Annotated in this window: 8 protein-coding genes; 6 read left to right on the plus strand and 2 right to left on the minus strand. The window is 36.1% G+C overall.

Annotation, left to right across the window (positions count from 1 at the left end; genetic code table 11):
• The first annotated feature begins 130 nt into the window (after window positions 1–130).
• Window positions 131–1,036, plus strand: a complete 906-nt coding sequence (locus tag EZ444_RS04270; RefSeq protein WP_131607488.1) for an AbiTii domain-containing protein — start codon at window positions 131–133, stop codon at window positions 1,034–1,036.
• Window positions 1,037–1,045: 9 nt separating this feature from the next.
• Here EZ444_RS04270 and EZ444_RS04275 read toward each other — a convergent pair whose 3' ends face one another.
• A complete protein-coding gene (locus tag EZ444_RS04275; protein ID WP_131607489.1) occupies window positions 1,046–1,768 on the minus strand; it encodes an AbiTii domain-containing protein in 723 nt (240 codons plus the stop codon).
• A gap of 192 nt (window positions 1,769–1,960) precedes the next feature.
• Here EZ444_RS04275 and avs4 point away from each other — a divergent pair, with 192 nt between their 5' ends.
• Window positions 1,961–6,709, plus strand: a complete 4,749-nt coding sequence (gene avs4 / locus EZ444_RS04280; protein ID WP_131607490.1) for an AVAST type 4 anti-phage nuclease Avs4 — start codon at window positions 1,961–1,963, stop codon at window positions 6,707–6,709.
• Between the two features lie 809 nt (window positions 6,710–7,518).
• Here the strand turns inward: avs4 and EZ444_RS04285 are convergent.
• The gene (locus tag EZ444_RS04285; protein ID WP_131607491.1) at window positions 7,519–9,162 is read right to left on the minus strand and encodes a recombinase family protein; all 1,644 of its coding nucleotides are present in this window, start codon (window positions 9,160–9,162) and stop codon (window positions 7,519–7,521) included.
• 534 nt (window positions 9,163–9,696) lie between these two features.
• Between EZ444_RS04285 and EZ444_RS04290 the strand changes: the two genes are divergently transcribed.
• The 4 genes from EZ444_RS04290 (at window position 9,697) to EZ444_RS04305 (ending at window position 16,346) form a co-directional block, all read left to right on the plus strand.
• A complete protein-coding gene (locus EZ444_RS04290; protein ID WP_131607492.1) occupies window positions 9,697–12,282 on the plus strand; it encodes a winged-helix domain-containing protein in 2,586 nt (861 codons plus the stop codon).
• Between the two features lie 357 nt (window positions 12,283–12,639).
• Window positions 12,640–13,965, plus strand: coding sequence for a hypothetical protein (locus EZ444_RS04295; protein WP_131607493.1), 1,326 nt, complete (start codon window positions 12,640–12,642; stop codon window positions 13,963–13,965).
• 70 nt (window positions 13,966–14,035) lie between these two features.
• On the plus strand, window positions 14,036–15,070 hold the full coding sequence (locus EZ444_RS04300; RefSeq protein ID WP_205945209.1) for a DUF4917 family protein: 1,035 nt from the start codon (window positions 14,036–14,038) through the stop codon (window positions 15,068–15,070).
• A gap of 199 nt (window positions 15,071–15,269) precedes the next feature.
• A complete protein-coding gene (locus tag EZ444_RS04305; RefSeq protein WP_131607495.1) occupies window positions 15,270–16,346 on the plus strand; it encodes a hypothetical protein in 1,077 nt (358 codons plus the stop codon).
• Window positions 16,347–16,415: the final 69 nt, after the last annotated feature.

The following is a 16,415-nucleotide window of genomic DNA, read 5'->3' on the forward strand; positions in this document are numbered from 1 at the left end:
TGTAATGCTGTTATTTTGCATGTATGGCTGCCCGAAAAAATGCGGGCGGCCCTAACGGGCATAAACAGTTTTATGAAGACGGGGAGTTATTTTTTGTTAATTTAGGCAATCTATTTTTTAAACTCTCAAGATGAAACTAATCAGCGATATTATCAATGAGTTAATGGATTATGAAAAGGCGATTTCAGGCCCATTACTTAAAACCAAAGTTTTGGCTTCTAGAATTGGAAATAATAATCTGATGGCATGGGTTGATGGAGAATTAAGTGGTTACGCAGAAGATGCCCAACTTCCCGACTACCGTGAGTCAAAAGGTGATCCGCAAGGGAATTATGTAAATGGTCATATGCAATATTCTAATTCATCTATTCCTATAGCACATTTAAAAGAGGATGTAGCAAAAGGTCTTACTAAAATTGTGATGAGAGACAGTATAAGCTCAATTGAAAATCTCATAGGAAAAAAAGGCTTAAAAATGAGTGTTAATGCTCAAACAAAGCTATACTTAGAGCAAACCATACAAGATCTCGGTAATCCGTATTTTCAAATTCTGAATGTTCATTTACAGATACCAGCAACATTCCTGACAGATATATTGTCAAATGTTCGATCAAAATTATTAGACTTCATGTTGGAAATTGAAAATGAATTTGGACAGGAAACGGAAATACAAGAATTAAAAAGTAATACAGCAGTAATTAACAATATTATGAATAATACTATAAATGCAAACGGTGACGGGAATGTAATAAACACAGGTAATAATGCAAATGTCTCAGCCTCCATTAATATTACAAAGCAAAACAAGGAACAGCTTGAGAGTATTTTGAAGGAAAATCATGTCGACCAATCAGATATTACCGAGTTATTAACAGTAATCGATGAAGAGCAGCCAACTGAAATGGGCTTTGGTAAAAAAGTCAATGTTTGGATGCACAAAATGCTCGCTAAGTCCTTGGACGGAAGTTGGCAGGTGGGGATTGGCGCCGGAGGTACATTATTGGCCGAAGCGATTAAAAAATATTACGGATTATAAATTATCTTTTTAATCTGGTGCTTTGACCGCAATGGTTGCTTCAAGATTGGAATCATTTCCTGTATTATTGACATTTCCATCTCCATTATTGGTAATTTCATTTTTGATGTAATTAGTTACAAAATGATTGTTTACTGTTTGCTTTTCGTTAAATGATTTGATCTCTATATCATATCCGAAGTGATCAGCAAGTTCCATGCAGAAAGCAAGTAACTTCGATTTAACTGTACTAGGTATTTGAATGATAATGTTTGCGTTCGCTGTAATCATAGCGCCAACAACTTGAATTGATATATTTGAACGATATAGTTTTAATGCTGCAGGTTGTATGTATGGAATCATTTCTAAAGGTAAGTCAACCCTAATTAAAGGAGAATCATTTTTGTGTGATTTTAAACCCATGCTTTCTATTACTTTAATACCCTCATACACTCCCTGATATAAAAAATGGGTATTAAAGGGCTCTTCAAGCATTGAAATTGGCACTTCCTTTATCTGTGAATACGCACCCGATTGTAGGGTTACTGTTAATGTTGCAATTGCTTTGCGATATCCAGGAGGTTCTTTTCCTTTATATCCGTTTATTTCTGCATCGGTATAATCAAGTAGCTCTTGATTTTTGATTAATCGGGCGAAATAATTCAATTTGAATAGTGCAGGTTCTATGGAGCCGTCAGTTTTGATTAGGTCGTTAATAACCTCTTGTAGGAAAAAAATATGATTGCTACTCATGCCGTTAATTATAAATATAAAACTAGCATATTTTCATTTGATAAAAAAGCAGGTTCGTATAGGTCTGAACATTTTGGTTGAAAACATCAAAGTATTGAAGTGTTATTGCCTGTCTTCAAGTTCATTTAATTATATTAGTCTCAAGCTCTCAAATTCTTTTTGGAATTAGGGTTAAATCAATAATTTTCAAAAATGACTGAGATAAATTGGAACATATTCAAAATCAAATTTAATGAAAAAGAGCAGAGCGCCTTTGAAAGATTGTCATACTTATTGTTCTGTTCTGAGCATGGAATCAAAAAAGGCTTATTTGGCTTTAAAAATCAAATAGGTATTGAAACGGAACCTGTTCTACATAATGAGAAATATATTGGCTTTCAGTCGAAATATTATGATAGCTCGCTTGCCAATCACAAAATTGATATCATTGATTCCCTTAAAAAAGCTAAGCGCGAAAATCCATTATTAGATACAATTTTTCTTTATACCAATCAAACACCAAGCGAATCAAACAAAAAAGGAGTTAAGCTACCAAAGTATTTGTCGGAAATCGCTGAAATTGCAGACACCGTGGGAGTAAATTTGGAATGGAGACTGCCCTCGCACTTTACCCAGCAACTCTCTCTTGTAGATAACCAGCAGATCGCTCAGCATTTCTTTAGCTTGGATCAAAGTATTGTAGAATTTACAGAAGACTTGCGCCAACATGCTGAAAATATACTTTTGCCCATTCAATCAAGTATTTCATACGGTCAGAAACAAATAAAGATAGAGCGGATCGATACGGTCAAACAAATCGAACAATCCGATGCCAGCATACAAATTCTGGCAGGTACCGGTGGGTCAGGTAAAACTGCGGTAATTAAGGACTTTTTTAAAAATGCAACTTCGCCAGTTTACCTTTTCAAAGCTGCTGAGTTTAACATCAATTGTGCGTCTCTACTATTCAGGAAATTCGGTAATTTCAATCTAAAGGATTTCATTGAGATTCATGAGACCGAGCAGACAAAGGTTATGGTAATAGACTCTGCAGAGAAACTTTCCGACCTCGATGACCAGACTGCTTTTTTGGAAATTCTTTCGTCCCTCATTAGCAGCAAATGGAGAATCATTTTTACCACCCGTTACAGTTACCTTGAAGACCTGAAGTTTCAATTTGTTGAAGTTTATAGGTTACCCTTTTCGGTTACAGTAATTAATGAATTGGACCCGGAGGAGTTGGTGAAAATTGCGGAGGAGAACGGCTTCACATTACCCTCTGATTCGAAACTAAGGACGTTAATTAGGAATCTGTTCTATCTTAATGAATATCTTTCAATTGCAATGGTGGAGGGTGAAATTTCTGACCTGACTAGGTTTAAACAGACGCTCTGGCAAAAAAAAATCCAGCATTCCAGTTTTCGTAAAGATCAGATTCACCTGCAACGGGAAGAAACCTTCCTCAAACTTGCAAAGTTACGATGCGAAACTGGTCGCTTTTACATTTCAGGAAAAGATCTGAACCAAACAGCGCTTTCTCACCTGGCTAACGATGAGATCATCTATTATGACAATATGCAAAATGCCTTCTTCATCGCCCACGACATTTATGAGGAATGGGCGCTGGAGAGAATCATAGAACAGGCTTATCTTGATCGGGATGCGCATCAGATTTTTTTTGATAAGATCGGCCAATCATTAGCTATTCGCAGGGCATTCCGTAATTGGATATCGAGTAAACTACAGTCCGACGTAGCTCAAATCAAATCGTTTGTCACTTCAATTTTCCAAGATGAGACAATAGTCGGCTTTTGGAAAGATGAAGTTTTGATCAGCACTATGCTATCTGAATATTCGGGTGAGTTTTTTGATTTTTTCTCAGAGGAATTACTGAAGGACAATAAGTCAAGCCTAATTAGATTAATATTTTTACTGCGAACAGCTTGCAAGGCAATTGATCCTGCTTACACCACGCTCTTAAATCTACAGCAAAATTCTTCTGGAGCAGGTACTTATCTGATCACAACCCCTAAAGGGAAAGGCTGGGAACATGCAATAGATTTTTTATTCAACAATGTAGCAAAGTTTAACCTATCAGAGTTACCTGTTATATTACCGCTACTGTGGGATTGGGTCACCGACCATCGGACTGGTTTATCAACTAAAAAAGCAGCTCAGTTTGGACTGTATTTTTATGAAAAGTACCACGACGAAGAATCCTATGCAAGGAAAAATGATCAGACACTGAAACATTTGATCCGTATCATTCTTTTTGGCAGTGCGGAGATAAAACAACAGTTGCAGATAATTGTAAATGGATTGTTGAGTTCTTCTTTGAATAACCGTCATGACCGTTATCAGGATATATTGGATAAAATCTTGACAGCTCAGGATGGTGGTGTACATATGGTGAATTCAATGCCTGAAAGCGTTGTTCAACTTACAAATAAGTATTGGTACCAACCGGTTTCAGAACGACACCCCTTCGATCATGGGGGATATGGGACTGAGCAATATTACCTAATTCCCAGTCGATGGCATCATGAATATTCTCCCGCAAGTGCATTTCAAACTCCGGTTTATTGGATCCTGAAGTCAGATTTGATGGCTGGGGTGAGGTTTATTCTTGATTTTACAAAGCGCGCTGTAGAAGCTTATAGTGCCTCTGAGTTTGAAGATGAATCTTTAAAGGAAATCACCGTTTTATTGGAAGGAGACAAGGTCTATAAGCAATATATTAGCAATTGTCTTTGGAACATGTATCGTGGTAGTGGCTCGCCAGTTGCTCCTTGTATGATGCAATCCTACCACATGGCATTGGAAAAGCGTCTTCTGGAGCTTGCGAAATCACAAGACCCGCAGGTGCTAAGTGGATGGCTGTGGTACCTGCTTAAAAACAGCAGTTCTGCTTCAATCAGCGCGATTGTATGTAGTGTAGTGCTTGCGCATCCAGATGACTATTTCGAAATTGCGCTGGCAATGTTCAGAAACTATGATTTCATCATTCACGACAGGTGGCGTAAGGGGGAGGAGCACCAGGCAAAACGTATTTATAGCATAGGCAGAGGGATGAATCCGAAAAGCAAGATATACGAAGATGAGCGGATCAGTACCTGTGAAGATGCACATAGGAGACGTTCACTCGATGATTTGATCTTAAATTACCAATTTTTCCGTAACGAAGGTGTCTCTGATGAAGTGTTTGATCAACGTCAGCAACAAATCTGGTCAACTATTGATGAGTACTACCAGCGATTGAAAAATAAAGAGCTAGATAATTATGATGAGGAATCAGTGAAGCTTTTTCTGGCTAGTATAGATCGCAGAAATATGAATCCATCAGTAGAAGATGCCGGTGATAAATTGATAGTCAAATTTAATCCTAAAATCGAGCCAGAGCTAATCGAATATCAAAATACAATTGCGGAAGACAGTGACAATTTGTTTAGTTACGCTTCTCTGAAGCTTTGGGCTAGTAATAAATTGGAAACCTATATTCACGATACACAGTATCCTCAGTATGAGGGGAATCCTGCCGAAGCGCTCCAGCAGGTAAAAAATTTGGTAAATGATCTTGAAGACTCAAATGAACAGTTTTGGCTGATGAACCATACAATACCGGCATTTGTGTGTTGTGTTTTAGTTCGGGAATACGTGGAGCATATAGCTATCGAGGATTTACAATATTGTAAAAAAATAATCTTGGAATTTGCTTACGCACCGCTCAATGAAGACTATCGATACCAGATTTCTGATGGTGTAGAAGCCTCGGTTGGTACGCTTCCATACCTTTATGGACTCTTTCCAGCTGAACAAAGCAATTTTGACCTCACTTTGCTGTGTCTTTTATTCGATACCAATTCTATTGGAAATTATAAACGTATCTGTGACTATGCAATTGAGGCGATTAACGGGAAACTATCGTCGACTTCACCTGAAAATGCGCTCAGAATATTTCGAGCTTATCTTGCTTTTGGCAACAAATACAATTTGTGTTTGGAAGAGATGCGAGAAAAGAACCGCCAAAGCTATGGATATGGAATTTCCCGCTCACAAATTCTCGATTATTTCCTAGATAAACATAATCTTGATGTTCAAGCATTCTTTAATGACCAGTATAATTTTCCGGAATTAAAGGAGTACACAGATATTAATCTCCTGGAGACAGCCTTTCATCTGGTGCCTAACGATACTCTAGAACCAAGCTATCTGGAGTTTACCAAAAAATGTCTTCCTCTTTTCAGTACAATGCTTGTTGACGACAGGTTTTCCGGCACGGAGGAACCGAAGGATTACATGATCAGGCTACGTTTATTTAAAAAGTTAGCTTATTTCGTGCTGCACCGAAAAATAGAGGAGATTCCCCAGTATGTTCATCCATTTGTGGACAATTTCGTGGTGAGTGAGGAGTCTGATAAATTTTTACAGGAGTTTATCGGGGCGGAAGATATTTTAAGGACGTATGATCCGTTTTGGAAGGTCTGGGATTGCTTTTACGAGGAGATAGTTAGTGCTTCTTCCCGAGGAAGGGTTTTTAAAAGTGACGCGGTGATCAGTACCTATTTATTAGCTTGGCCATGGTGGAAGGAGACTGCAAAATCTTGGTTTAGTTTAAAGGATAGGGAGCGACGATTTTATTTAAAGGCGGTCAAGGACATGGGCCATCACCCTGCCGTACTTTACAGTATTGCAAAACTGGTAAATGAAATTGCTGGGGATTTTATTGATGATGCAGTTGTTTGGGCCAGCAACCTGATTGAATCCAATCATAATCTTTCCACCGATCAACTTGTGACTAATACGACATATTATCTAGAAATTATGGTACGGAAATTTGTATATCTGAACCGAACCACACTTAAATTAAATCCTTCTGTGCGTAAAAAGGTATTAGTTGTTCTTGCTTTTTTGATCAATAAAGGATCTGAAAATGCTTATTTATTGCGGGAGGATATTTTATAATTCCAAAGGGAAGTCATTACGAGATATAAAAAAATCATCTTTAGAAGCTGTTACACTAGAATAAATCATTTATGTCGGTCTTCAATTGGTAGGTCGCACTAAATATTTCCTGTAAAATTATCACTACTATGGGGTAGAATCATCCCTAGTAGTGAAGACTCAAAAACTGCCCATCTCTAGTAGGGATGATTTTGAAGTTTCATCACTAGCAAAATCATCCCATTTTGACAAAAATGAAATATAGCAGATTAATCAGTTTTGTATTTTGTAAAACCATTTTCTGCCCATACTTGCGTTAAAGGCTTATCTCTTCTTTCCTGACTGGTGTAACATCGTTTGTACCTAAGTTTGAAATCTCTACTAAGGGGCTCACTATGAAATAGGGTGTCCAAGTTTGCAATTTTCTTCAAATCATCCAAAAACTGGTTCGAGAATAGTCCAGTAAAGGGCACCACGGAAAGAGGGAATTTCAGCAATGAAATTCCCTCTTTTTTTTATTCATATATCTGGTATTCAGATTATTACATTTTTTTTGGATTGGCTGATTTTTGACATTTAAAATCTTAGTATTTTTATATATTTTTAAGTGTTGTTTTGTTTAATGTGCTGATATATAGCTGTTTGATTTATTTTTTTTAATCAAAATTCTACAAAAGGGTTCGATATCCGGAAGGGTGAGTTAAAGAGAGTCGAACCAAAGCAAGATATCCCTAGTAGAGTAAAATTGTCGGTTTAATAAAAAACAGTTAATAGCGGGCGATTAGACACTGATTTTAGAAATTTTTATCCCCAGTAAAGTAATTCATTTTTTAGCTATGAATGACCAGTTCTACAAAGCTCTCTAGGAAAAATATAATATTTTGTGCATTTCTAGACTCAATACTTCGGTTATTATTGCTTTCAAACTTTATTATTTCCTCAGATTCTTTCGAATAAATAAATTCTTCTACTGAATTTGAATCGGAAATTGCTTGGATTTCAGTAATAGTATCCGAATTTTCATGCTCTAAATTGTAAATGAATTTGACTGCATCTGTGAAAAGGATATGAAAGTTCTTATCATCGCAAAGTATCCGTTTGTCGGTTAAGAGGTCGATTATTTTTCTTTTGTATGTAGTTTCAAATTGTTGGTAGGTTAAAGAGATATTTGAGAATTTGTGCATAGCTTCAGCTATTATTTTTTCAGCTTTTGAAATCATAAACGCTGCGTTGTTCAAACTAGTTCCTATACAATTGATTTTGTACTCACAATCGGCTTTTATTGCGAAGTAGTCGTCATTGTCTATTTCACCTGTTAGCAAAAGTTCTTTAGCCTTATTTAGCCTTTCAAATGTCCTTTCTATACTTTTAAAGATTTGAGATTGTGTATTTGAAGCTTCGCCGAAATGTTTGTTATAAACACGTTGTAAGACCATATGAAAAAGAGATAAATAGAATTCTCCAGGAATTAACTGTTTTAACTCTTTTAGTACCAATTCATCCATAGAATCGGCTCTAACCCGGAATTTGCAACCATTTGTACAGTGGTAGTAATGGTAGTACGTATTTCTACCCTTCGAGGCACTGCCTGTTAGGTTCTTAAAACATAGCGGGCATGTTAATAGACCTCGTAATTGTAGTTGATTATTAGTTTTAGTTCTGCGTTGTGGTTTTGCATTGTTATTTAATACCTGTTGAACTTGTTTAAAGACATCTTCGGATATTAATTTTTCATGTAAGCCATTAACTAAATACCGATTTTCTTGTTCGTATGCTGGAACTACGATCTTACCATAATAAATAGGATTTCGAATCATCAGCCAGAAATTATTTAAGCTACATTTAAATCCGTTTTCTATTGCTTCGTTATAAATAAAACGTGTGGAATGATATCCGTTGGCCAATTCGATAAAAATGTTCTTGATAAAGGTCGCCTCTGGCTCTTTGGGTATTATACATTTTTTTCCATCGATTAAGGTGATATTTATATATCCTATCGGTGCATGACACATATATCGTCCCTCTTGCTTTGCTTTATGCATACCTTGCCTGACATTCAAACTTCGCCTGTCATTTTCTACTTCGGATGTTGCCAGGTAAATAGCGAGCATTATTTTATTTTCTGGAATAGCCAGGTTAAGAGGTTGATCAATGGCTTTCGTTTCAATGTTCATCTTTTTTAGCCTTTCAATCATGGAATATGCATCAGCAGCATTCCTACTGAATCTATCCCATCTGGAAAATAAAATAAAATCTGGTCTGTTTGCCCTACTACGGTTTAAGCTCAAGAATAATTTTGACCACTCAGGTCTATTGAAGGTTTTTGCTGAATGATCTTCATATACGACCTGTAGGATTTGAATTTTATTAGTGAAGCAGAACTTTTCTAAACGTTCTCTTTGGCTTTGCTGTGAGTATCCTTTTTGTGCCTGCTCATCAGTACTTACACGAATGTATAACGTTGCGGTATGCATGATAAAGTTTTAACACAATTCTTTATGTTCCAAGTATCAAAGTGTGGTTTTAATTACGCTAATATTACAATCTAGCTATAATTGTGGGGTTAAAAGCATTGAAAAATAGAGAATGCTTTTGGAATCTAATTTGTTATTCTTTTGCCTAAGCTTGCATGGCAATGCAAGCTTAGGCAAAAGAATGATACATATTATGATCCTTTGGGACAATATCAATTTGATTAAATTTAAGATCGCTTTTGATCCGCTACTCATTTTTCTAGATCATTTCATATTTTTTCATTGACACTCGATCCAGTTAGTGGAATGAAAGATAAGCCGTTTTTGCAAAGCTCCGTCATATAACTAGAATTAAACGAAGATTCCTGTCTATAATGCCAGGATGTGGATAGACCAATAGATTGGAGTCAGCTGCATTTTTTTGGACTTTAACAAAATTTTTACTGTTAACTTGTGACAATAAGAATTTTGTTATATTTTTGACAAAAAATCTATTGTCAAATATAGGGAGGCGATAGATAACTAAAATGGAATATGAGTATTCAGACATTGTACAATCCAGGTAGCCTTAATAAGGTTGATCTGATATCAAGTTTTGTTGTTAGGACTAAAGTATTTGAGACTATTTTTGATGATATATCCTCACGTACTATTGATACACCATGTAATCACTACCTTATACAGGGGCAAAGAGGGATGGGTAAGACAACTTTATTGCTTCGATTGAAGTATGAGGTAGAAAATACAGATAGGCTAAATAAATGGCTTATCCCTATATTCTTCAATGAGGAAATGTATGACCTGACAACTCTTTCAAGATTGTGGGAAAAATTATTAGAGCATTTAGATGAAGTTTGGGAAACAGATAATATACACTATGAGCATACGGAGTCCTTTATGGAGTATGATGACTATGAGGATAAATGCTTTGAATATTTAATTGGCATTTTGCGTTCTCGTGGACAAAAGATAATTTTATTCTTTGATAATTTTGGACAGCTTTTTTTGGATAACCTCAGAGATGCTGAGAAAAACAAATTGAAATACATCTTAGAACATTACGGTGATTTAAGTATTATAGGCGCTTCAGCTATCATTTTGAACGATTCAAATAATTATGCCGAGCCATTTTACAACTCGTTTAAAGTTATTTATCTCCAGGGGCTAAATAAAGAAGAGACCTTTGAATTGATTTCACAGTTACAAGAAAATTGTGAGCATAAAGTCGACTTGAGTAAGAATAAAGCTAAAATTGAAACATTAGCGATTTTAACCGGAGGTGTAATCCGTACATTGATGATGCTTTATCAGGTTCTTTTAGATGACCAAAACGGAACAGCATTGAAAGATTTGGAAATTATTCTAGATCGTGTCACCCCACTTTACAAGCACCGTATTGAAGATCTACCAGTGCAACAAAGAAGGATCGTTGATGTAATTGCGAAGAGATGGGATGCTGTAAGTGCGAAGGAAATCGCAGACAACATTCGTGATGATGGTAAACCCTTAGCTACAAAATTGGTTTCTGCTCAATTGCAGCAACTTGAAAAAAACAATGTGATTGAGAAGAAGAAGACGGGGACAAAGAATCATCTTTATCAGTTAAAGGAACGTTTTTTTAACATTTGGTACCTGATGCGAAATGGAGATCGTAAAGATCGGGTACGTGTAGTGTGGTTAACTAAATTTTTAGAATTATGGTACGAAGACGAAGATGAACTGACAGCATTTCTTCATATACATCTTAAAAAAATTCGTTCTGGGAAGTATCATGAAAGATCTGCTTTACTTATTGCGGAAGCTTTGATTAACTCAGATAAACTGAATTTAGAAAAACAAAAGATGATTTATGATGAAACCACGGCGATTCTTGCTGATAAAAATCAAGATGTTTTACAAAACCCGCGTAAAAGAAAGTCCAATCTCGCCTTTCACCATTATTCAAAAAAGGAATATGAAGATGCAGTTCGTTTACTTGGGGAAATCACTGACAGATCTGTTCATGAGAGTTTGATATATGCTTGGTGTTTTGTTTTGCTTAAGGATTACCCTCCTGTTTTAAGTATCATAGAGAGCCTTGCACCTGAAGAACATGAGGACGTTGTTACTTTAGCTATTATTTACATGATTCTTGACGAACCTGCTAAAAGTTTGAAGTTGTTGCTCGATCATGAAATTACTGAAGAGGGGAGAATCTTCATGCTTAAAGCCGATGCATATAACGGGCTTAAAGATGCCATAAATGCTGAAAAATACTATAAGCTAGCTATTCTGAATTTCGCTGAGGATGCACCAAATGCATATCTCAATTATTCTGAGTTTTTAATTTATTTAGATAGGTTAGATGAAGCTGAACAATGTTTGGTAGAAGGTATAAATAAACGGCCTGAATTGTTTCTGTATAAAAAATTGATCGACTTCTACTTATTTGTGAAAGATGAGGATAAAATGTATCTAGTTGAAGCAAATGATATATTGATAAAAGCAAAAGAGGTGATTTCTAACGATCCCGATTTATATTTTTATGAAGGTATTATTCAACTGCACAATGAAAAATCGAGTGGAATTAAGGAAAAAAACCATGGAACTTTCTTTCATAAAGCTAGAGTAGAATATTTTCGAAATGACGTTCAGAACTATGAGCCAATATATGTGGATTTGACTTTAACTGTTTGCTTGATTTATTATAAAGATGTGCTCAGGGATAGAAAGAAAGTATTGAAACTTTTAAACGATGCTAGACTATTTGAACAGCGTTTTATTTGGGATATCGTTCAAGTCTTTTTAAATGTTTGGGATGGTAAATATGGTGCTGTAGAGGTGGATCTGTTAAATGTGCTAAGTAAAGAGCAACTCAAGGACAGTGAAAGGGAGCGAAGTGTTTTAAACGATGTGTTACTTCTGCTGTTGTCAAGAAAACAATATCAAACGGTACTAAATATTTTTCATGGATATCGCAATCTTCAAGAGATTCTTAAACCGACCTATTATGCTTTAATGACGGTTCTAAAAAAAGAATACCCCAATGAGATCATTAAAATGGGTAAAGAATTGGAAGAACCCGTTAAGGATATTTTGGCAAGGGTAGAAACGATGGTGGCGTCTTATAGATTAGATTAATTCATGAAGTCATAATTTTTAAAAAAATAAAAAAAGGAAGGAGGTATCCAGTAACCACATTTTGAATAAGATGTGGTAATAATAAAAGAAAATTTAGTTTAGAATGCAAGATAAAATGAAATAGTTAAAGGGCTCAGGTGTGTGGTAGCTCCTGAGCCGCAATACTATGTCATTCGCACAGTTGACAACAGAACGAATGGATTTGAGATTCTCAATTCTCGTTTATAACGCACAAAAGTATAAAAAGTTATACTTTATGCAAGTAAAATTTCATTGTTCCGTTGTTATGTGCCCTAAAAGCCGGATAATCAATGCCGGTAGAATTAACGGCAGCCCGTGAGAGCTGTCAAATGTCACATGCAACACCAATCAAAAACAGAAGATTGGTGTTCAACTGGATTGCCTTTGCAGTTCGGAAAATCGGAATACCATAAAATGGCAGATAGATTTATACAAAAAAGAATCAGCTTACACGATGAGGTAAGCACAGGAAAATTAAAAGTTTCTAAATTATTTGAATTACTAAATGATCATCCTTATAGGGAAGAGGTCTGGAAACAGTATCAACTTGACCAGATCAAAGATGATGTTATTGTAATCGATCACATTGATGTGATCTACAAAAGGATAAAATTTTTGAACGAACACTTCAGGCGTTTTTCCGTCTTCGCCTACAACAAGGACATTAGTATTGCTGAGAGTAAAACATACATAGAAGACGTAGGTGAAAAAGCCTTGATTTTCAATCTGAATGAATATGTTGAGATTGATGAAGTTAAGGGAAATCTGGATTGCATAGCTATCTATGACTCAAAGAATACATTTTTTGATGAATATGATATGGCAAAGTTTGCAAACAGGTTGTACAAAGATAACCTTGGTGAATTAGCGGATTATAACATTAATTACTTTAAGGATTTAGCTGAAACGAATAAGAAATTCAAGAAATACAAGAGTTACCGCCTGGTGCAAAATAAAGAGGAACTCTTTTTAAGGGGAATTACTTCGGTAGATCGGTATTTTGAGTATGGGATTGATTTTACTTTTGTGGTGTCCATGCTATCCTTTCATAAGGATATGATCGCCAATGAAGGGAATGCTTATGTTATTTCAAGCGCTGCAATTTCAGAATCTAAACTTGAAATCATTGTTGCTGATAAAAATCTTAAGGATGCAGGTGAATTTGGAAAGGTTAGTTCTGCAATGGTCATTACGACCAATGATCTCGGGCAAGGATCTCTCAACTATAGTAAAGTGATAAAAGTTGGTGGCTCGTTATTTAATGGTGTATACATTTTCCCGCCAAGCGATGAGGTTCAAAAAACAAAACTTGTCTTGTCCCATTCTTCAACACCACTCACAGTTTTGGCAAAGTTGAGAGAATTCAATGCACTGTTGAACAATACAGATGAGTTCATCAAGGACTTGCAGGAAGTGAAGAAAATGAAGTCGGCAGAGGAATTGCGTCAGCGTATACTGTTAAAATTATCGAATCCTAGAAGTGCATTTAAAGATGCCCATCAGTTGAGGGATATTTTCAGATTAGCAATTGCAAATGAAATCGAAAGCTTTGCTAAGCTTCTTGATATGTGTGGAAAAGCTGAAGAATTGGATATCGATTATGACCTTAAAGAAAAGCTAAGAGTCATTATTTCTGATATTTTGTTGTCTACTCGTAAATAATCTAGTTCAATTAGGGCAAAGGTGAAAGCTTTTGCCCATTGTTTCAAAAAGTATGAGTATAAATGATTTAATGAGTTACCAAGATGTGGTAACCTACTTACATGGTAAAAACAGAACTAAGCACCTACTATTTGGTAATGGATTTAGCATGTCATACAATTCCGGAATTTTTTCATACAATGCGCTAAGTGATTTTATCGAAAAAATTGATGATGAACTTCTTAATCAGCTATTTGCAAGTCTGAATACCAAAAATTTTGAGCTAATAATGCAACAGCTGGATAGTTTTGCCGAGATCGCAAAAATATTTAGCTCGGACCCAGACCTGGTCTCGAAGATCGAAGGTGCCAGTGATAAACTGAAAACGAGTCTGATCGATGCAGTTAAAGCACTCCATCCAGAACACGTATTTACTATTCCTGAGGAAAAATGTAAGCACTGTTTCTCCTTCCTTCAAAGCTACCTAGAAAACGGTGGGTTTGTATTTTCTACAAATTATGACTTGTTGCCTTATTGGGTATTACTCAGGAATAAATCAGCTGTAGCAATAGATGGATTTGGAAGAGATTTAGAAAACGATGGTGATGAATTTATACCTGACGAATCCAGGGAGTATTCGGAACTCCGGTGGGGTAAATATAAAGACTCGCAAACTGTATATTACCTGCATGGGGCACTTCCATTTTTCGATAATGGTGTAGATGTGATTAAAGAAACTTATACCACGCAACATTATCTTCTTGATAACATCAAAGCTCGTATGGAAAAAAAAGAGTATCCAATATTTGTGACTGCAGGTGATGGAAGACAAAAGTTAACTCATATCATGCATAATAAATATCTGTCCCATTGCTATGATAAATTGACTTGTATTGAAGGATCATTGGTAACCTTTGGTTTCAACTTTGGTGAGTATGATACACATTTGATAGATGCAATCAATAAGGCTGCTCATTATGGTAAGAAGAGTGGGGGAAAACTATTTAGTATATATATCGGTGTTTATTCAGATGACGGTTTGCACCACATTGAAAATATAAGATCAAGATTTAAATGTAAAGTCAATATTTATAATGCAAAGACGCTGAATATTTGGGGGCATTAGGGCCCTGCACTTACTAGATAGTGACTGAAATTTATTAAACAGAAATTATAGACGTTTCCTGATATTTTGCTTATTGGATAATTGCTGATACATTTGAATATGCCGCATTCAGCCCTTGTTTTCAGGTCACGCCTTTGCCTGACGAATCGTTTGGTTGTTCGGTCTGATTTGTCTTTCTTAGCGAAAATAAAAAACGCTTATGTTTACTTTCGAACCTGGTTCTTTAGAAATACCAAATTCCGACAAATCCTTTGATTGTGTTGTGATAAACGGGATTAAGGATGTTCTTTCTTCCTGTTATTTGAATAAATACTCAGGAAAATATACACTGAATGTTGTGCCGACTGAGGTTTTTGATTCTCTGCTTAAACATTCTTTTGCGGAACTGGGCGAATTCCTTGACTCATTTATTTTTAGGGTGACAGACTGGGAGTATCCCTGCGATGTAGATTTTGTTTGTCGTTCTTTCATTGGGATGGCTGCCGGTTCTGTTTACATTAAGATTGGATTGGAATCCGAAGACTGGAAACGACCGTTTACCATAAATGAATTTGCGAAGGCGCTAGCAGCGGTACTGGAACTGAAGGCTTCCGATAAGACGAAATATCAGCAAGATGATAATTTCGTCAGCAATGGTTGTGGTGTGGTCTGGAGTTTTGATCCGGGAGAAAGGCTAGATGGGATTTATGATGATCTGGTTGCTGAGTTTACCGAAATATTGAAGGCGACGCATTACAACCTTCTGAAATTAGACGCACATTCACTATGGAGTTATTTTCGTTTTCCGGATAAGGTTAAAGTGGCATGTACACAGTATTTAATTTACTTTGCCCAGTTTTTGGCAGATTTGGGAATATCAGCAGGAGTTGAGGTTACGGGCAATCATGCTGGGGCGGTACTTTTTAAGGTGGTGCCAGAAGATAGAGAAACTTCTTTGCAACTGGTTAAAGAGGCGCTGGAGGCGTATTTAAATGCAGCTTCAGAGGATTTTTCTGATATGGAGTCTGGCACCAGGGATATTGCGGTTATGCAGCTTCAATCCAACGTAATGCATTTGCAGTCGCAGCTAATGCTAGCTAAATCCAGTATGCAGATGAAGGATGCTACGATTGAAACTTTGCAATTATCGAATTACCAGTATAAACAAATTCTTGAACAGAAGGATAAGGAAGAAGATGTTATTCCAGGAATAGTTACTGTGGGCAAGTTTGAGAGTAATGGGATTTCAGTGAATCTTGGAGAGCTGTTAAAGAGGCTAAAACGGAGATTTCTATAATTTAAAAGCTTCTTGTTTTTTCCGTTTAATATTTATCTTGCCTCAAGTTAATAAACACTTTGATTAGCA

This window comes from Pedobacter hiemivivus (assembly GCF_004331685.1).
Lineage (GTDB): Bacteria > Bacteroidota > Bacteroidia > Sphingobacteriales > Sphingobacteriaceae > Pedobacter > Pedobacter hiemivivus.